The sequence below is a fragment of the Spirosoma sp. 209 genome (assembly GCF_002006735.1).
In the GTDB taxonomy this organism is placed as follows: domain Bacteria; phylum Bacteroidota; class Bacteroidia; order Cytophagales; family Spirosomataceae; genus Spirosoma; species Spirosoma sordidisoli.
In genome coordinates, this window is sequence record NZ_MVEC01000006.1 from 164,508 (window position 1) to 184,487 (window position 19,980).

Sequence of the window (19,980 nt, forward strand, 5' to 3'; positions counted from 1 at the left end):
CTCCGTGGTCGTCAGAGAAGCTTATATCCGATCGGCCAGAAAATAAATAAGGACGCCTATCCCGATCAATATCCAGCCGATTAGTCGTAACGTTCGGTTTCTGCTATAGGGATTCATCATCAATCTGTATGGCCTGCTACCCTTATTTTCGTTCGGAAGCAGGCCATGCTATCAAGCCGAACATCTATCGTGAAAGACCAACCCTTACTTGATAAAATAGCCCTGGTTACGGGGGCATCCCGGGGCATCGGGCAGGAAATAGCCCTGCGTCTGGCGTCGGCGGGAGCCACGGTGGTTGTCAATTACAAAAGCAGCCGGCAGGAAGCCGAGTCGATTGCCTCGCGGATCACAGCAACCGGCGGCAAAGCGCTGGCTCTCCGGGCCGACGTATCGGACGAGACCGACGTGCGGAATCTTTTCGACCAGATCAGCGACCAGGCCGGTCCCGTAACCATTCTGGTCAACAACGCAGGCATCAACCCGACCAGGCCGTTGCTGGACCTGACCCTGGCCGATTTTCAGCAGTCGCTGACGGTAAACCTCACCTCGGCCTTCCTGACGACTCAGGCGGCCCTGCCGGCCATGATTGAGCAGCGCTTTGGCCGCATCATCAACATCTCCTCGGTGGCGGCTCAGCTGGGGGGCGTGGTGGGCCCCCATTACGCAGCGGCCAAAGCCGGTATGCTTGGCCTGACACATGCCTATGCAGGGATGCTCGCCCAGTACGGAGGCATCACCGCCAACGCCATAGCTCCCGCCCTGATCGAGACCGACATGATCAAAAACAACCCCGCTATCAAACCCACGATCATCCCGCTGGGGCGCTTCGGCCAGCCCGAAGAAATTGCGGACGTGGCGCTGCTGCTGGCTACCAATGGCTACATAAACGGGCAAACCATCAACGTCAATGGCGGCTGGTACATGAGCTAGTCCCGTAACAGGACTAGACTCCGGGTTGGCCTCAGGGCAGCGAAAACACGACATACCCGCCCTGGGGAGCCGATGTGGCGTTGTCGGGGCGCCCTTCGGCCCGGCCCCATCGGAGCGGGGTGGTAGCGGGCACCACCAGATACTGCCGTCCGTTTACCGCGTACATCGACGGCAGCCCTTCGGTTCCGGTGGGCAGCTGTCCGGCCCATAGCTCCTTGCCGGTATCAGCATCCAGCGCGTAGATCTTTCCATCCCGGGCCGTACAGAAAAGCAGTCCGGTCGAGGTAACGATCATCCCATGGCGCTGGGAACGCAGCAAACCCGTGTTTTCTGTAGCGCCCTGTTCGGCCACCTCCTTGTCGCGCCCGATGGGTATTCGCCATTTGATGACGCCCTCGTTGAGGTCATAGGCAATGATCGACGACCAGGGCGGGCTGATGATATAGGGCGAGCCAAGGCCCCAGCCCGGCGGAACGAAGTAGCGGGTTTTGGGAGCGCTGGCACCCGCCGGGTAGGGTGCCCCGTACGAGTTGAATCCCATCCGGGAGGCCGCCCGGGCCGATTCGGCAATGTCGCGCAGCTGCTGCCCGCCCGGCGCTCCGCCCGAGGCCACGACTGGTCCGCTGAGCGGTTCGAGCTTGCGGTTCCCGCCCGGCCGGGCCATACGCGGATCGCCACCGGTCTGGCTGGTCAGAAACGTGTACAGCTTCCGGAGGGTGCTTTCGTCGAGGTGCGGAAAAGCGGGCATCTCCCCCTTACCGGCCACGACGACCTGCTGAAACTTCTCAAAGTTGAGTCTCGTCGCCACATCCAGCAGCTGCGGCCCCACCAGTCCTTTCCGGTCGGCGCCGTGGCAGACCTGGCAGTTTTTGGTGTACAGCTCCTGCCCCATCTCGGTCAGCGCCACCGACGCCGACTCATCCTGCCCGGGTATGTCGCGTTTTTCTATCTTCCCGTATACCGAAGGCCAGTCGATACTACGCACGTATACCAGTCCCCGGGCGGGGTTGGCGGCCGTACTACCCCAGCTGGCTCCGCCCACGGCGCCCGGTATCGACAGGGTTTCGCGGGTCATGGACAGGGGCGTATACAGGCCCGTACCCATGCTGTCGATGCGCTGCTTCCAGTCGGCGCGTTCCTTGTCGGTGAGCAGGTAGGGATTAATATCTTTGGAGGTCATGTTCTGCCGGCCAAACGGGGGCAGCACTGTTGGGTAAGGCTGCGTAGGCCACGACTGCTCGCCGGGAATGGTGCTGGCCGGCACGGGGCGCTCTTCGATGGGCCAGAGCGGTTCGCCGGTAACCCGGTTGAACGCAAACAGAAACCCGTTTTTGCCGGCAACGGCTACCGCATCGATTCGTTTGCCTTTGTGGGTTACGGTGATCAGCTGCGGAGCCGCTGACAGGTCATAGTCCCACAGGTCATGGTGAACCAGCTGAAAATGCCACAACCGTTTGCCGGTGCGGGTATCCAGAGCCAGGATGCAGTTGCCGTACAGGTTGCTGCCAATGCGGTCGCCCCCGTAGTAGTCGTAGGTGGGCGAACCCAGCGGGAAATAGGCAATGTGCCGTTTGGTATCGACGGATATTTCGCCCCAGGTATTGACGCCCCCGATGTACGTATAGGCGTCTTTGGGCCAGGTGTCGTAGCCATACTCGCCCGGATGCGGAATGGTATGGAACGTCCAGGCGCGTTTGCCCGTAACGACATTAAAGGCCCGCAGGTGCCCCGGCGACGAAATGTAGTTTTCGCCCGTAGCCGACCCCAGCAGGATCAGATCGTCCACTATTTTGCCGGGCGTACCGGACTGAACCCGAACAATCGTTTTGGGATCGCGCCCGAGTCCTTCGCGCAGATCGACCAGCCCGTTCTGGCCGAAACTCAGGATCGACTTGCCGGTACTGGCGTCGATGGCCTGGAGGTAATTGTTCATCTGGAACAGCAACCGCCGGTCCTTACCATCTTTGCTCTGCCAGTAGTTGATGCCCCGGATGGCCATACCCTGGAGGTGGGCATGAATCCAGATTTCCTTACCCGTTGTTGCATCCAGCGCCACCAGCGAATTATCCTTGGCCAGCACGTACATGGTATTGCCAACAATGAGGGGGTTGAACTGGTAAACGTTCTTATCGTTTGTCGGATAAAACCAGGCGACTTTAAGCTGGCTGACGTTAGCTTTGGTGATGCCGGTCAGCGCCACAAACTTCGACTGGTCGGGGCCACCGCCATAGTCTTTCCAGGTTGTGTGCTGGTCATCCGGCTCGTCGGCCGCGGCAAAGGGTAAGTCCTGCCGGGTCAGCAACGCGCTACAGGCCACCCAGGCAATCAGTAACAACCCACACCAGATCACCGGCTGGTATGGTTCGGAAACTCGTAGTTTCGATGAAAACGTTTTCATGAGTTAGGGGCAGTTAGGTACCTTTCGGAATAAGGGGCACGCGGTAGGGAAGCAGCGGAACCGGGTCGTTTGGGGGCGTGGTCAGTCCGGAAAATCGACAGCCTCGAACATCCGGTAGTTGTCTATACTGGTAGCGGGGGCGAAGAAGCAGATCACCTTCATCTCTACATCGCCGGTGTTTTTGAGCATGTGTACGTTGCCCTGCTCGAAGAGTATGGCCGACCCCGCCCGCACGCTGCCTACCTCGTTCTCGATCATTACTTTTCCCGAGCCGCTGATGATGTAGATCAGCTCTTCGCTGTTGGGATGCGAGTGGGCGGGTCGTACGGCTTCGCCCGGCAGCACCCGAATGACGCATACCGACAGGTTCTGGGCGGGCAGGGAGTCGTCGCTGGCCAGCCAGCGCATGAATCGTCCCGGATGTTCTTTTTCCGGTACGTCGTCTTCGTGAAGTATGGTCATTGGGGTACCTGGTTTAGGATGTCTGCAATTCGGTGGCTGAGGTGTTCGGCATCCAGCCCGTAATGGGCCGCCAGCTCGGTATACGTGCCCGAGTGGATGTAGTGGAGCCCTTCGTGGCTAGCCGTGTTGATGGGGTACAGGCGCCGGGTGTTCAGCTCGGACTCGCGCTCGAAGAGCACCTTTCTGAAGTTGGTCCAGAGGTAGCCGTTGTTCTGCTCGGCAATAAAGACAGGGGTTCCGGCGCGGTACAGGGCTACGATGGTGTCGGGATCGATCGACGGCATATCGACCACGTTGACAGCCAGCCCTTTGGCGGCCAGCGCATCGGCCGCGTCGAGGGCTTCGTAAACGCCACGGCCGCTCGTAACGATGGTTGCCCGGGCCGCATCGGTCTGCCTCACCGGATAGGCCCGGCCAAACTCGAACCGGAAATCCGCGTCGTACAGGGCCGGAGCCGGGGCCCGCAGCGTCCGCATGTACACAATTCCTTTGTTGCCTTCGGCAATCCATGTCAGCACACCAAGCAGTTGCTGCGGACACGACACGTTGATAATCCTGACATGGGCGGCTTCGTTGAGCAGCAGCGCGTCGTCGTTCCCCATGTGCGTGGCTCCGTTCGACTGGGTTTCCAGATCGGCCGCCGTAGCTACCATGGTCAGGTCGATGCCGTGGCCTTCGGATAGCCAACCACCGGCCGCAATCACCTCCAGCCGTTCCTGATGCCCTACGGCAATCCGGCGGAGTACTTTCCAGTCGTAGAACGGGCAGAACGTGCTGATCCAGGCGTTGGCACCCAGTATGGCAAAGGCTTCGCCAATCAGCATCATGTTGGCCTCGGCCACGCCCACGTTCAGCGCCCGGCCTTTATCGACAAAGCCCACCCCGGCCTGCAACCCGCTGGTCGACGCCAGATCCGAGTCGACCGATACGACCCGCTCGTCCTGGGCGAAGGCGTTCATGGCCTGCTCGATCACCTTGTGCGCCCCGTAGGCTTTCCCTTTTTCGAGCCTGGGCAGCCGTTGCGGATCGTACTGCACCCGTTTGTCGCGGACCGGCGCTTTTCGGGGCTTCACCGAGGCCGGTACCGTAGCTACGCCCACCACCCGGCCTTCTGCCTGGGTCAGCGTAAACCCCATGGCCCGGGCCTGCTTCCCGAGCAGGGAGACGATATCGGCCGAGGACTCATCGGCCGTGAGCTGGTCGACGAACTGACAGAACTCCCGCTCGGCAGCCGCCCGTCGCTGGGTCTGCATCCCCGACTCCTGCCGCAGCAGCTCATCAGCAATGGACACCTTGTGGTTGGTCATGTACTCCGAGAAGCCGCCGTAGCCCTTCGTTGATTTGCAGATAATGACCGTGGGCCGACCATCGCGCGGGCCGTACTTGAACGTCTGCAGAGCGGCATAAACGGTATGGTACTTGGTGGCGTCGACCTCCAGCACCCGCCAGCCAAAGGAAGCGAAACTACCGGCCAGCCCCTGGTACGGAAAATGAAGCACATTGACCGTATCCAGCTGACCGCCGTTGTTATCGACCAGTACGCAGAGGTTATCCAGTCGCTTGAACCCGGCATACATCACGCTTTCCCAGATCGACCCTTCCTGCAGCTCGCCGTCGCCGGTTACGGCATACACGTCGAACCGGGGCGATCGCTGGCCGGCGATGGCAAAGCCCTGCGCCACGCCCATTCCCTGCCCCATAGGACCGGTAGCCACGTGAACACCCGGCAGCAGCGGACCAGGGTGGCCGTTGAGCAGGCTGGTGATCGAGCGCGAATTATCCAGCATGGCCGGATCGATGTAGCCCAGGTCGGCATAGATCGACGCCAGGGTGGCTACGGCATGCCCCTTGCTGAGCACAAACATATCCTGATCCGTGGCCGTGGGTTCTTCGATATTCAGGTCGATAATACCCCCGTAGAACAGGCTGACCATGGGGATCGTAGCCGAAAAGGCGCCCCCGATATGGATGGCCTTATCCACCGCATGGGCACACTGATACAGGCTCAGCAACCGGATATCCGCGTCCTTAATGGCCAATAGCTGGACAATGCCCCGGTCGGCCAGGGCTTTCTTGTCTTCCAGATAAATCAAGGTAATAAGTTGGTTAGTAAGTCCTTAAAACGGTTTACAAGGTATTGTCACCTGCCATCGCAGACGCGGGGTTCGCCCGCTACAAAATAGACCAGCCGCCATCGACAAAGTAGGTGGCCCCCGTCACGAACGAAGCCTCGTCCGACGCCAGAAAATACATGACGTTGGCTACCTCGGCGGGTTGGCCCATGCGGTTCAGCACGCTCTTCGCGTTCAGAAACTGTTCGGTACCCGCCGGGTCGGGCGAGTCGTTGATCGAGCCGCGCAGCAGCGGGGTGTCGATAGCCCCCGGCGCTACGCAGTTGACCCGGATCTGCTCGCTGGCCAGGTCGTAGGCCATACTCCGCGTCAGGGTATCGATGGCCCCTTTTGATGATGAATAGGCTGCCCGCTCGCCTACGGCCCTGTAGCCCAGGATAGAGCCGGTATTGATCACATTACCCCCACCCTGCTCGATCATCATCGGCACAAAGGCGTTGCTCATGTAATAAATGCCCTTGAGGTTGATGTCGTAGGTGCGGCTCCAGTCGGCCTCGCTGCACTGCAGAATACTACCCCGGATTTCAAGCCCGGCATTGTTGATCAGCACATCGGCCCGGCCAAACCGCTCGCGGGTTTGCTGGGCCGCCTGCTTCACCTGCCCGTTATCGGATATGTCGCACTGGCAAAACAGGGCCTCGACGCCCATCTCACGGATCTGTTGTTCAGCCTGTTCGCCCTTCTGGGCGTCGATGTCGATCAGTACGATGTTGTACCCGTTGCTGGCGAACTTAACGCCTGCGGCCAGCCCCAGTCCAGACGCGCCCCCACTAACAACCATGACTTTCCTACTCATATAGATCGTTGTTAAAATCCTCTGTGTTAATTCATTCCATTGGGCTTCGTCGCCACCTTGATAGCACCGTCTTTCCGGTTTTCGTAGGTATCCAGCGCGGTTCTGAAATCGGTCAGTGCGTAGCGGTGGGTCATCAGCGGACTCAGGTCGATCCGGTTGTTGATCAGCAGTTCGATCGTTGGCTGGGCCGTATTCGGGTTGGCGCGGTTGCCCACCAGTTCGACTTCATCCAGCACCATCCGCTTGATGGGGATCGACGGGTCCGAGTGCGGAATCCCGATCACCGACACTACGCCCCCTTTGGCAGCGGCCAGGCAGGCCTGGGTCAGCGACTGGGCCGTACCCGCGCACTCCAGCACCGCCGGAACGCCCCGCCCGCTGGTCAGCTCGCGTACGGTCGTGACGACGTCGCCCTCTTTGTAATCGATCGGTATGGCGCCCAGCTCCTGCGCTTTGGCGAGCCGCTCACCGCTACCGGCCGCGTATATACGGGCCGCCCCCAGCGCCTTCGCACAGAGAACGGCCATGAGCCCCTGCGGGCCGGTACCGATGATCAGGATGTCGTCGCCGGGCTGCATGCGCGACCGCTTCACGGTATACAGCGCAATGCTGAGCGGATCTACGCAGGCCGCATACTCCAGCGACATGGCATCCGGAATTTTGAAGATGCTTTTCACGGACGTACGCATGTACTGCGCGTAGGCCCCCGGCGTATAATGACCATATTGCCGGTGTCCCCGCTCTTCGTGGCCGTAGTTGAGGCAGATGTTGTAGCGACCTTTCAGGCACATCTCACAGTAGCCGCAGCCGCAGTGCGAAATACCACACACCCGGTCGCCCTCGCGCCAGCCCAGACTGGCCGCCCGGGGGCCGGTTTGCACCACGGTTCCTGACCATTCGTGACCCGGTATGAACGGAAACCGGGTCGGCCAGAAATTAGGGAAGTCGCCCGCTACGATATGCGGATCGGTACCGCAGATAAAGGTGGTGTCAACTTTGCAGATCACTTCGTCGGTATCCGGTACCGGCACCGGCACGGTCTCTATAGCAAAATCGCGAACACCGTTGAGAACCAGCGCATCCATGTGTTGAGGCAAACTCATAATCAGTCGATTAGCTTATTATAATTGAGATTCGGGCACGATAGCGACGCCCCGGAACGGCGAGCCGGAGCCCCCTTTAATTTTGAGCGGCAGGCCCACGAACCAGAACGCGTGGGCGGGAATTAGGTCGACCTGGGCCAGGTTTTCGATGTTCAGGATTTCGCGCTCGCGGCATACGATATGGGCCGGCTGCTCCCTGACAACGGCCACTTCATGATGGCTGTCGATACTAGGCGCGTCGGCCCCTACGCTGATGGCACCCAGGTCGTTGAGGTATTCGATGGCGCTACGATCCAGGCCGGGATAGCCCCGGATGTAGTCGAACGGCTGTTTCCACTTTTTGTACCAGCCCGTATGGTAGAGCACCACCGACTGGGGTTTGATCGTAACTCCCGTTTTGTCCAGAGCCTCCTCGATATCAGCCCGGGTGATGTAGCTGGCCGGCTCCTTATGCGAAAAGTCAAACCAGACGCCGGGGGCCATAAACCACTCCAGCGGCAACTGATCGACAGAGCGGGCGTCGGGCTCGTTGACCACGTGGTTGATGGCATCGACGTGGGTATTGGAATGGTCGCAGAGGGTGAACCCGACTACCTTGTACGAATAGGGCGGTTTGGTGAGCCCCATCTTCTGGGTTTCTTCGTGCGACAGGTGATTCCAGATCAGGGTGCGCTGGTGGCCGATGAAGGTAGGGTCTTCGGTGCTGATGGTATGACTGAGGTCCGTTACGACACAGTCGATGCCCAGGAAGTTGATCCGGGTCTGGAGGCTGAAAGGCGGGCAGAAGGCTTTTTGCAAGGTTGACATACGTTTTGATTCGCTAAGGATGAGGAGCAGAACCGCTCAGAACCGACCTGTACCGCTAGAACTTACGCGACCATTCTTTGGGCCACCGCTCCACAACGACTTTGGTTTGGGTGAAAAACTCGACCGCGTGCCGACCCTGCCCGTGCAGATCACCGAAGAAGCTTTCGTTCCAGCCGCTGAAGGGAAACTGCGCCATGGGAGCCGCCACCCCGATGTTGATGCCGATGTTGCCGGCCATGGCCTGACTCCGGAACTTGCGGGCGTTGGCTCCGCTGCTGGTAAACAGACAGGCCATATTGCCATATCGGCCGCTGTTGATGAAGGTCAGGGCCTCGTCTACCGTACCGAGTTCGATAAGGCTCATAACAGGGCCAAAAATCTCGGTGCGAATCACCTCGCCATCGAGCGGCAGGCCTTCCAGAATGGTGGGCCTGATGAAGTTGCCCTGCTCGAAACCGCTGATGGCCGGCTTGCGGCCATCCAGCAGCACCCGCCCCCCCTCCTGAATGCCTTTATCGATCAGGTGTTCGATCCGGGACCGGCTGTCTGGGGTAATGACTGGCCCCATCTCGACCGATTCGTCCAGGCCGAAGCCGGTCGTTCGGGATTTGGCCGACTCGTACAAGGCATCTTTGATGGCCCCCTGATCGCCCACGGTGATGATGTTGGACGCGGCCAGGCAGCGCTGACCCGCGCAGCCGAATACGCTGTCGGTGATGATCTTCACGGATATGTCCAGATCGGCATCGGGCAGTACCACCACCGGATTTTTGGCTCCTCCCTGGGCCTGAACCCGTTTTCCGTTGGCGGCTCCTTTGGCGTAGATGTATCTGGCAATCTGCGTAGACCCCACAAAACTGATGGCCTTAACGTCGGGGTGTTCCAGCAGGGCGTCTACCGTTTCCTTACCACCGTGGACCAGATTGATAACCCCCTCGGGCAGATCCAGCTGATCGATGAGCTCGAACACCTTCAGCATGGTCAGCGGCACTTTTTCCGATGGCTTTATGATGAAGGTGTTGCCGCAGGCGATGGCGTAGGGCAGAAACCAGAACGGAATCATGCCCGGGAAGTTGAACGGCGCAATGCAGGCGCAGACGCCCAGCGGCTGACGAATCATGAACTCATCGATGCCCGGCGCGATATTTTCCGAGAACTCGCTCTGCATCAGCACCGGCATGCCGCAGGCTACCTCCACGTTCTCGATGGCCCGCTGAATTTCTCCCCTCGACTCGGCCAGGGTTTTGCCGCATTCGAGCGTAATGGTCCGGGCAATCTCCTCGGCGTTGGCTTCGAGTAGCTGCTTCAGTTTGTAGAGCGGCTGTACCCGCTTCATGACGGGCACGTCGCGCCAGGCCGCAAACGCTCCGGCGGCTGCCGCTACCGCACTGGCCACATCGGCGGACGTATGGCTCCCCAGCGGAACAGTACCGATCACTTCCTGCGAGGCCGGGTTGATCACAGCCACCGTATTTTCTTCCTTACTTTTTGTCCACGTACCGCCGATATAATTCGCTAGAACTTCCATAAACCAGGGGAAAACAAATCTTGATTAACGCGTTTTTGACTGCCAGACGCTGGCGTATGTCGGCTAGGCTACGAACTTGTATCCCAGCTTTTTAAGGTAATCCCGGGATACTTTAGCCGACTCGAATTCTGTCATCGGCATCTTGTTTTTCCGGTCCGAATCGAGTTCGAACATGATCATGCCGGCCATGTCTTTCTTGCGGGGTTCGAGCATATCGAGGATTTTTTTCAGGTCTACTTTACCGGCGCCCAGGGGCGCGTAGCCGAGGTAGCCGTTGTCGTTGCCGCCCGAAAAATCTTTCAGGTGAACGTGCTGAACGAGTGGCAGAAAATCCTGTACGATCTTGACCGGGTCGCTGCCGCCTTTGGCCAGCTGCCCCACATCCGGCCCGAACTTCATGTAGTTCGTGTCCAGATTCTCCATGATGAAGTATACCTCTTCGCGGGTTTCGATGGGCGTACCCGTATGCGGATGGAGCGCGCAGACCAGCCCCATATCGGTGACGACTTTGGCGTACTCGTTCATGGAGTCGACCAGGTTCTTCTTATGCTCCTTGTAGTCGTAGCCGTCGCGTTTGATACCGGTGGGGCAGTATTCGACGACTTTGCCGCCGTTTTCTTTTAGCAGCTGCGCCCAGCGTTCCAGCTTCTTCCGCTCGGCCGGCCGTTTGGCGGGGTCCAGGACGTCGGTCATGCAGAAGGCCGAGATGATGGGAACGCCGTATTTCTGAACGACCTTACCGAATCCGCCCCGCTTTTCTTCCCATTCCTGAATAACCTGTCCGAAGGTCTCGAACGAATGGTAGCCTAGTTTGGCCATGTCGCTGAGCGAGGCTTCGAGGTTGTCGGCGCCGTATCCCCACAGGATGAAGGTGGCACCGATTTCGTTTTTTCTGGCGAGTTGTTCCAGGGCCAGGGTGGGCAGGGCCAGCGAGGCCGCGCCGGCCATACCGGCCACTTTGATAAAATCCCTTCGGGTCAATGGCGTATGCATAGATTTCAGGCTGTTATTTGGAAAATGTGCAGACGGCGGCCCCGGCAACCAGCAGCAGTGCCCCCACCACTTTCATGGCAGAAATGGGCTCCACTGGCGACCCCAGCGCGCCAAAGTGAGACAGGACCAGGCCGGTCACCACCTGACCGGCAATCATCAGGACGAAGGCGGTAGCGGCCCCGACTTTAGGAACCGTCCAGGCAATGCCGAACACCAGTGCGGCCCCCATAACGCCCGCCGTAAGCAGCCAGACCGGCACCTCGCGCAGCCGGGAAAACGCTTCGGTATCGCCGGAAGAAAAGCCGATCGCCAGGGCGGTAAGGGCACCAATACCCCAGAAGATAGCATTGCCTACTTTGGGATTCCGGATAATGGCGCCCACCTGGGCGTTCATGGTCAGGTGCAGGGACAGGATGACCCCGATGAAGAGCATCAGTACGATCAAATACATTTTCATGAGTTATGGCTAAGGGGTTTGGAATGAGGATTTATCGGATTGAAAGCCAGCACAACAGTCTGGCGGTGAGACTTATTCTGACCGGGACGGCTGTTTTTTAGGTTTGCTGCCAGCGGGGGTATTCCAGAAAATGAAGGTGCCCCGGTTGGTTGAGGTAACGATGTCGATGGCGCCGTCTTTGTTGATATCGACCGCGGTTACTTCGGAGCCCGCCCCCGAGCGGTTATGAATCAGTTCGGGCACAAACTCGGCCCCGCCGGGCGCTTTCGGATTCCGGACGGTTCGGTACCAGTACAGCACCGGCGCGCCGTACGAGTCGGGATCGTACATGTTGTCGAGGTGGGTGAAGTAGCGTTTGCCAACGATGAAATCGCGAATACCGTCGCCGTCTACGTCGGCATAGGTGGCGCCGTGGGGTTGCGAGAAGGTCACGTTACCGGCGCTCTTTGTCGAGTAGTCGTCGCTGATCATGTGGCGGGTAAACGAGATCGCACCGGCCCTGTCGCGCACCTGCTCGAACCAGGCCAGGCCAAAGCCATGTACGTTGAGGTTGGTGATCACATCGTTCAGCCCGTCGCCGTTGGCGTCGAATACGGCCATCAGCGTGCCGCCGATGTTACTACCGCGGTTGCCGTAGCGACCAAACGCATACGGATGGTACGCCCAGAGGGTTTCGGGCGTCTTTTGGTCGGGCTGCTCCCACCAGCCGTAGGCGTTCAGGATGTCGAGCCGGCCGTCGCCGTTGATATCGCCGGTTCCGATGCCGTGGGCCAGCGCGTAGCCTTTGTCCGAAATAATGAATTCTTTCCAGGGTTTGGTCGGGTCGGCTCTGTCGGGCTTCGCATACCGCAGGGAGCCGCTGGCCGCATACACCAGTTCGGGCTGGCCGTCTTTGTCGATATCCACCAGATCGGTGATTTCGCTCTGCACAGCCGGCAGAATATCGTAGCTTTTCCAGCGCCGGGACTCCCCTTTCGGGTTGATCAGCACACTGGCCCCCGACGGGCTGATGAGCACATCGGGCCAGCCGTCGCCGTTGAAGTCGTGCGTAAACTGCACGTGGGTGCGGGTGAACTCCTTCGATGGACTCACCGCAATGGCCGGAAAAATTTCCCGATGCTTCGTGTAGTCAGGCCCGTAATAGATGTAGGGACCCGCAACTACGTCCATGATGCCGTCTTTATTGAAATCGGCGGCATCGGCACCCCACGAATAGTACATATCACTGATACACTGCACGTTGAACCGGGGAGACGACTTTTCGGCCGGGTTCACGCGCATCGCAATGTCCTTGACCATGATGTCTTTGAAGCGAACCTCACCCGACCCGCCTGCGTAGAGCGCAATAGGACCGTATTCGTATGTAGCCGAATCGCCATCCACGGCCCCACCGATCTCGGCGCCATCGTTCAGAAAATTGCGGATGACGTTCAGCTCGACAAACGTTTCGACCATATTCCAGTCGTCGGCGCGGAAGTCCGTATTGGGTCGGGCCAGCGGCAGGTTGGCGGGGGTAGCGGGGCGGGGTGGCATAGCCCGGCGGGCGTTGGCCTGGGCGTCGTTCTTCGGGGGGGCCAGCCGGTAGTAGATACCGCCCGCATACCGCAACTTTTCGCGCTCGGTTATTTTCCCCTGCGCATCGATGGATACCGCATAAGGAGCCACTTCGTCTTTGTTGAGGGTCAGGAAAATACCCTTCATGCCCCGATCGGTTTTCTGCATCCGCAACAGCACCCCCGTTTCGGCCGAGGGGCTGCACTTGAACAGCGCATGAAGACCGACATCCTGATATGAACGATCCAGCACGAGCCAGCTCCCCCGGGAATCAGGCGCTAGCCGCGCAACGATCTCTCCGTTCTGCGCCTGCCAGTCGGCCTGCCCAACCACCTGGAACGAGTTGATATCGGAGGCCCTGACTACCTGGTCTGGCACAAACGTCTGACCGAACGCCGGCTTTTCAGACGCCGTCATATCCTGACCAAACAAGCTGGCAGACAACACCATTAAAGCAAATACACTTACAAACAGCCGCATGGAAGAGGTAGTTTAAACCAGGCCGGAGCGCCGGACTGTGGGAGAATAAGAAGCAGAGAGACAGGCGGGGGTCAGTCACCCGCAGCCGGTTTTCGGGAGCCGGGTGACTGACTTCGGACAACTGGTATGGTTTGAGGAAGGCATAGTTCGCCCAACCCACGCCCGTCTGGTACGATGACATGTCCTGCGTTTAGTAGCCCGGATTCTGCTTGATTTTGCCGCCACTCAAATTGATTTCGAGCTGCGGAATCGGGAATATTTCGTTGATGCCGTCGCGGAAGCCGGCGCCTTTGGCGGTTTTGTATTTTTCGCCGTAAGCCCGCAGCACTTTCCCGGCCCGGCCCTGGCGAACCAGCTCGAAGAAGCGCTCATACTCCTGCCCGAACTCGACCCGCTGCTCCTGCCAGATTCGTTCGCGAAGCGCCACTTTATCGGTCACCGTTACGTCGGGTAGTACTCCCGTTTTTCCCTGCCGGGCGCGGGCCCGAACCTGATTCAGGGCGTTCAGGGCAGCGGTTGTGTTTCCGTTTTCGTTGGCTGCTTCGGCGTACCACAGCAGTACTTTCCCCAGCCGCATGTAGATATCGTCTCGACCCGCCTGCAGCGACCCGGCAATGCGCTCATATTCGGGCACGTACACTTTCTTGTTCAGGTAGCCGGTGCTGCTGTTGCCTACGTTGGCCACGAGCCCGTCGGGCATGACATCGCCCGTTTTGTAGACCGACTGTTCCAGGCGGGGGTCGCCGGGCTCGAAAGCGCTGACAAAATCGGGGGTAGGGTTATTGAAGCCCCAGCCATTGCGGGCGCGGCTGGCCATCACGATGTTGATCTGATTATTGGCTGGCTGCGCACCCTGATCGTTCAGGAACTGCACCTGGAAGATATGCTCCCGGCTGGTTTCACCGGCCCGCAGAAACATGCCCATGTAATCGGCATGCAACGCGTACTCACCCGACTTGATCACTTTGTCGAACCATTCTTCGGCCTTGGCGAAATTATTCATATACAGGTAGACCTTACCCAGATAAGCCTGAGCGGCCCCTTTGGTGGCCCGGCCCCGGTCGGCAGCCGGGTACTTACTGGCCAGCGGGAGTACCTCGGCGGCTTCTTCCAGGTCTTTGATGATCTGGGCGTAGACCTGCTGTTTGGGCGTGCGCTCCATGTCGTAGGTATTCTGCGAAGCAGTCAGCACCAGCGGCACATCCCCGAAGGTTTTGACCAGATTGATGTAGTACCAGGCCCGCAGAAACTTGGCTTCGGCCAGGTACTGGTTTTTGAGGGCCGCGTCCATCTGGATGTTGGGTACGTTGTCAAGCACCAGGTTGGCCCGCCGTATGCCGATGTACTCCGTCGACCAGGCGAAGCGGGCCGCATCGTTGTCCGACTGAATGTTGAAGAGGGAAATCTGCTGCGCATACAGCTGATCGGACCCCGATTCGCCCCCTTTTTCGGTATCGTCAGACGCTACGTTGGCTAGTACCCAGTGCATATAGCCGGTTCCTACGTAGGTGCAGCACCAGTTATTACCGGCCAGCGGGGTATAAGTAGCGGTTACGGCCCGGCGGGCATCATCGGCGGTGATGTAGGCGCTGGAGGCACTGATCTGCGCCAGGGGTTCTTTATCCAGTACGCTCTTGCAGCCCTGCGAGGTGAACCAGCAAAAACAGGTTAATAAGACGTATGATAGTAGCTTCATGGCTAATGGGTCTTGGGTTTAAGGAGCGCTTTTGTGGCAGCGTGTTCACGGTAGCGCCGGAAAGCGCTTTGGACAATATCAAAGGCCAATGTTGACGCCCAGGGTATAGATCCGGGGCAGCGGGTAGTTTGTCTCGTCGATACCGATGTAGAGGGGGCTGTTGCCGCGGTTGCTACCCAGCTCAGGATCGAATCCGGGATATTTGGTGAAGGTCAGCGCGTTCTGAACCGACGCGTATACCCGCAGACTCCGCAGATTGACCACGCTCTTCGGAATGCGGTAGCCGATCTGGATATTCCGCAGCCGCAGATACGATCCGTCTTCTACGTAGTATTCCGACGAGCGCATGTTGTTATTCGGGTCGTTGGTATTCAGGCGGGGCACCGTATTGCTGGTGTTCGGGCCGGTCCAGCGGTTTTCCCAGACGTTCATGGTATAGTTGAAGAAGTTGGCGCCTTCCATTCTGAATTTCAGACCCATGAATATGTCGTTGCCGTAGGTGCCCTGCAGCTGCATCCGGAAGTCGAGGTTCTTGAACGACGCGTAGGACGTTAGCCCGTAGGTGAACTTGGGCCAGGGGTTGCCGATCACGGTCTGGTCATTGGCGTTAATGACGCCGTTGCCGTCCAGGTCCACGAAGCGGATATCGCCGGGCGCGGTTCCGGTGCTCTGGAACGCGTGGGCCGCAATTTCTTCGCGGCTCTGGAAGAGGCCATTGGTCCGCCAGCCCCAGAATGAAGCGATGGGGCTGCCCACCTGCGTAACGTTTACCAGACCAACAAAGCTGATGAACTGGTTGATGGCCGTCCCGGAGTTGCTCAGCGCATTTACCCGGTTCTGGTTGAAGGCGATATTGCCCGACACACCGTAGTTGAAACCACCGGGAATGCTGTTGTTCCGATCGTAGCCCAGCGACAGTTCAACCCCTTTGTTGGTCACGCTGCCTCCGTTTACGTAAGGGGCGTTCTGAATACCGGAGTAGCTGACAACCGGCACCTGCAGGAGCATGTCGGTCGTTTTCTTGTTGTACACGTCGACCGAAGCCGTAACCCGGTTGTTGAAGCCGGTAAAGTCGACCCCTATGTTGGTTTCTTTGGTCGACTCCCACCGCAGGTCCGGGTTACCCATGCTGGTGACGGCCTGGCCGCGTACCACCGTCTGCGGGTTGCCGAAGGTGTAGTTGATATTAGGCGTAACCAGCTCCGTGAAGGCGTAGTTGGGTAACGAGTTCTGGTTGCCCAGAGACCCCCATCCGCCCCGCAGCATCAGGTTATTCACCCAGGTGACCTCTTTCAGGAAAGGCTCTTCGGACAGTTTCCAACCCAGCGAAAACGAGGGAAAATACCCGAATTTGTTGTTCTCCCCGAAGCGCGACGACCCGTCGGCCCGGAAGTTCACCGTCGTGAAATACTTGCTCTTGTAGTTGTAGTTAATCCGGCCGAGGTACGATAAGATGCCCCAGGCGCCGGCGTCGCCCTCTACCCGGTTGCTTTGGGTCGACAGGTTGAGGTAACGCAGATTCGGATTCTGGGTCGCGTTCAGTGGCAGTCCGGCCGCGTAGGCCAGTATACCCTGCGTGTAGGATTCCTGAACGGTTACCCCGCCCAGAATATCGAACGTATGATCACCGATGTTTTTCTGGTAGGTCAGCGTGTTTACCCAGCTGTATTCACGAAAACGGCTGGTACTTTCGGTCAGGTTGGCTACGTCGTTGAAGTTACTGGTAGAGATACGATACGCGGGGTTGAACACCGAGTTCTCCGAATAGCCAATGTTGAAGTTATACTGAGAGCGGAAGGTCAGCCCCTCCAGCGGAATGATCTCCGCGTATACATTGCCATTGATGACGGGCCGCCGGGTGTTGTTGTTGGTGTAATTGATACTGGCCAAGGGGTTGCCGGAGTTCAGCGAGGTTGGCGAATAACCCCAGTTGCCATCGGGCATCCTGACCGGAATTTCGGGGTTGGCCGTCAGCGTACTGCCCAGTATCGACCCGAAGTTGAACTCCGATATCTGCTTATACTGCGCCAGACTACCCGACAGGTTCTGACCGACCCGGAGATACCGGTTAATCGTGTGCGACGAGTTGATCCGCAGGTTGGCGCGGTTGAAACCCGATCCTTTTATGATACCCTCCTGGTTGATGTAGCCCCCCGAAAAGAAGAACTTGCTGTTCTCGTTACCCCCGCTGGCCGACAGGCTCACGTCGGTCATGGGCGCTACCTGAAACACTTCTTTCTGCCAGTTGGTACCCTCGCCCAGGGCCGATGGATTCGGGTAGAGCGGCTGCTGGCCCGCGTTGACCAGACCTTCGTTATAGAGCGTTGCGTACTGAAACGCGTTGGTAACGGGGAAGTATTTCCGGATTTGCTGTACCCCCTGCGACAGGCTGACATCCAGCTGGGATTTGCCCGCCCGGCCTTGCTTGGTGGTGATCAGAATCACGCCGTTGGCGCCCTGAGCCCCGTAAATAGCGGCTGCGCTGGCACTTTTCAGCACCTGAATGCTCTCAATCTGGTCCGGCACCAGATCGAGCGGGTTGCTGTTCAGGTTGCCGTCCACGACGTAGAGCGGGTCCGAATTGTTGACGGTACCCGTACCCCGAACGCGGATCAGCAGGCCGGAACCGGGAGCCCCTGAATTTTGGGTTACCTGCAAACCGGCCACCTTGCCCTGCAATGCCTGACCAATCTGGACCACCGGCTCATCCTGAATTTCTTTGGCACTGATCGACCCAACGGCGCCCGTGATGTCACTGCGTTTCTGGGTACCATAGCCCACAACGACCACTTCGTTGATCAGCTTGAGATCGGTTTTGAGCTGTACATTGACAATGCTGCGGTTGTTGACCGCAATCTCCTGGGGCAGGTAGCCGACAAACGAGAAGATAAGCACGGCCGCGCTGTTGGGCGAGTTACCCTCGCTGATTCGGAAGGTATAATTGCCCTGCACGTCGGTGGCGGTTCCTTTCTGAGTGCCTTTCAGCAGGATGTTGACCCCCGGCAGCGCGCCCCCGCTCTCGTCGGTAACCCGCCCGGAAACGACCTGATCGGCCACTTTCAGGCTCAGTGTGCCGGCTTTACCTGACTGGGCGTCGGCCTCCAGCTGATGGCCGGCCATTGCCGTAGCCGTAACATGATCGGTCAGGCCGGGGGTAGCCGGGGCGCTGTTCGATACGCTTTTCCTACGATCCCGCTTCTCATCCAGAATCAGGTACGAGCCTTCTTTCACCTTCTTGTAACGCAGATGCGTCGGCTTCAGAATGGCGTTGAGGTTCTGCTCCAGCGGCAGGCTGTAGTTGATGCTGATGACCGACGTAGTCACGTTTTCGACTACCCCACCCTCAAAAATGATGTCGACCTGGTAGCGGTACTTGAGTTCCTGAAGAATATCCTTCAGTTTACGCATTTCCGATGTGGTGAGCTTCGGATTAATAACCTGGCGGCTGGAGGCAAAGGTCTGAGACCAGGCGGGCTGACTCATACAGGAAACAGAAAGCAATAGCAATCCTGCCCTCGCGAGTGGAGAGAATTTTTTCATGAATGAATAGGGCTTAGAAAGGATTAATTAATCGACTTCACTCAAACGCACTGTATTCCCGTCGCGGGTGACTTTAAGATCAAAGATTTCGGCAACGAGCTCCAGCAATTCATCGACATTATCGGCCCGGAACGAGCCTACCAGCGTTCGCTGGGCAATCGCACTGTCAGATATGGTTACCGACAGTCCGTAATTTTCGGTCAATAGCTGCCCGAACGCCTGTAAACTCATATTGTCAAAAACGAACCGGCGCTCTTTCCACTGTTCGTACACCTGCGGTTTGATCTGGTGCTGAATCTGCGGTCGGTTCGGCTGCTCCAGCGATACGAGGTCGCCGGGTTTGAGAAAAATCTGATTCTGCGTTTTGCCCAGATTGCAGTTGACCTGAACTTTGCCTTTCCGCAGCATGACATTGGCACGGTACGAGCGGGTATTTACGGTAAACTCCGTGCCGTGAACAACCACATCGAAGCTCTTATCGGTCTTGACCTGGAACTTCAGGTTATTGTCGGTATGGGTGACGACAAAACCAGCTTCGCCTTTCAGCCATACCTCCCGGCTTCGTTCGCTAAACCCGAATCGGGGCACGCGCAGCAGCGAATTAGCCTGTAAGAAAACCCGGCTCCCGTCTGACAGCAGCACCGGTTTCGTTTCGCCGTATACCGTCTGGTATGTTTTGTATAAGATCGTTTCCTGATACTGCCAGCCTAAAAAAAGCCCGCCAACCAGTACCGATGCGGCAGCCAGCCACCCCCAGGGCGACCTTACCCCCCGCCGTTGCGTGACGACCTCGAGCGGTCTCAGCTTGTCGGCATCCACATCGGCCAACCCGGATGGCACCCTGTTCATGTGGTCGACAAACCGTTGCAGCGGTTCCTCAAGCGCTGGCAGATACGAGGCATTGTGCTGTTCCCATTCTGACAACCAGGCATAGAATTGCTCCCTGTTTGCTTCGCTGCCTAGCCACTCTTCGATCTGCCGTTTCTGCAAGGGCGTCGTCTTATCAGCGAAGTGGTCGAAAAGAAGTTGTTTGTCTATAGCCGGAAGCATATGTTGAATCTCTATCTGAATATGTGGACAAATTGCCTGGGAAAACTACGTACT

14 protein-coding genes are annotated in these 19,980 nt (G+C 58.3%); 1 reads left to right on the forward strand and 13 read right to left on the reverse strand.

The genetic code is table 11. The features are described from left to right. The first annotated feature begins 189 nt into the window (after positions 1–189). Entirely contained in the window at positions 190–930 is a 741-nt protein-coding gene (locus tag B1C80_RS11770; RefSeq protein ID WP_201723563.1) for a 3-oxoacyl-ACP reductase family protein, read from the forward strand. Positions 931–961: 31 nt separating this feature from the next. On the opposite strand, the gene B1C80_RS11775 is transcribed toward B1C80_RS11770, so the two are convergent. The 13 genes from B1C80_RS11775 to B1C80_RS11835 form a co-directional block, all read right to left on the reverse strand. Further along, the gene (locus B1C80_RS11775) at positions 962–3,328 is read right to left on the reverse strand and encodes a PQQ-binding-like beta-propeller repeat protein (RefSeq protein ID WP_077921294.1); all 2,367 of its coding nucleotides are present in this window, start codon (positions 3,326–3,328) and stop codon (positions 962–964) included. A gap of 81 nt (positions 3,329–3,409) precedes the next feature. After that, a complete protein-coding gene (locus tag B1C80_RS11780) occupies positions 3,410–3,790 on the reverse strand; it encodes a cupin domain-containing protein (protein WP_077921295.1) in 381 nt (126 codons plus the stop codon). After that, on the reverse strand, positions 3,787–5,883 hold the full coding sequence (locus B1C80_RS11785) for a transketolase C-terminal domain-containing protein (RefSeq protein ID WP_077921296.1): 2,097 nt from the start codon (positions 5,881–5,883) through the stop codon (positions 3,787–3,789). Before B1C80_RS11785 ends, B1C80_RS11780 begins: the two co-directional genes overlap by 4 nt. A gap of 79 nt (positions 5,884–5,962) precedes the next feature. Next, positions 5,963–6,718 (reverse strand): SDR family NAD(P)-dependent oxidoreductase, encoded by a 756-nt coding sequence (locus B1C80_RS11790; protein WP_077921297.1) that lies wholly within the window; start codon positions 6,716–6,718, stop codon positions 5,963–5,965. 26 nt (positions 6,719–6,744) lie between these two features. Then, positions 6,745–7,821, reverse strand: coding sequence for a zinc-binding dehydrogenase (locus B1C80_RS11795; RefSeq protein ID WP_077921298.1), 1,077 nt, complete (start codon positions 7,819–7,821; stop codon positions 6,745–6,747). Between the two features lie 18 nt (positions 7,822–7,839). Then, positions 7,840–8,628 carry a cyclase family protein gene (locus B1C80_RS11800; RefSeq protein WP_077921299.1) on the reverse strand — a complete coding sequence of 263 codons (789 nt, stop codon included), beginning with the start codon at positions 8,626–8,628 and terminating at the stop codon, positions 7,840–7,842. Between the two features lie 55 nt (positions 8,629–8,683). Beyond that, positions 8,684–10,156 (reverse strand): CoA-acylating methylmalonate-semialdehyde dehydrogenase, encoded by a 1,473-nt coding sequence (locus B1C80_RS11805; RefSeq protein ID WP_077921300.1) that lies wholly within the window; start codon positions 10,154–10,156, stop codon positions 8,684–8,686. A 63-nt stretch (positions 10,157–10,219) separates the two neighbouring features. Beyond that, a complete protein-coding gene (locus tag B1C80_RS11810) occupies positions 10,220–11,149 on the reverse strand; it encodes a TIM barrel protein (protein WP_077921301.1) in 930 nt (309 codons plus the stop codon). Positions 11,150–11,162: 13 nt separating this feature from the next. Then, positions 11,163–11,606, reverse strand: a complete 444-nt coding sequence (locus B1C80_RS11815) for a DMT family transporter (RefSeq protein ID WP_077921302.1) — start codon at positions 11,604–11,606, stop codon at positions 11,163–11,165. Between the two features lie 72 nt (positions 11,607–11,678). Further along, the gene (locus tag B1C80_RS11820; protein ID WP_077921303.1) at positions 11,679–13,640 is read right to left on the reverse strand and encodes an FG-GAP-like repeat-containing protein; all 1,962 of its coding nucleotides are present in this window, start codon (positions 13,638–13,640) and stop codon (positions 11,679–11,681) included. 190 nt (positions 13,641–13,830) lie between these two features. After that, complete coding sequence (locus B1C80_RS11825) at positions 13,831–15,336, reverse strand: RagB/SusD family nutrient uptake outer membrane protein (protein ID WP_077921304.1); 1,506 nt, start codon at positions 15,334–15,336, stop codon at positions 13,831–13,833. A gap of 78 nt (positions 15,337–15,414) precedes the next feature. Further along, positions 15,415–18,819 carry a SusC/RagA family TonB-linked outer membrane protein gene (locus B1C80_RS11830; protein ID WP_161492752.1) on the reverse strand — a complete coding sequence of 1,135 codons (3,405 nt, stop codon included), beginning with the start codon at positions 18,817–18,819 and terminating at the stop codon, positions 15,415–15,417. Positions 18,820–18,903: 84 nt separating this feature from the next. After that, a complete protein-coding gene (locus B1C80_RS11835) occupies positions 18,904–19,926 on the reverse strand; it encodes a FecR family protein (protein ID WP_077921306.1) in 1,023 nt (340 codons plus the stop codon). Between the last annotated feature and the right edge of the window lie 54 nt (positions 19,927–19,980).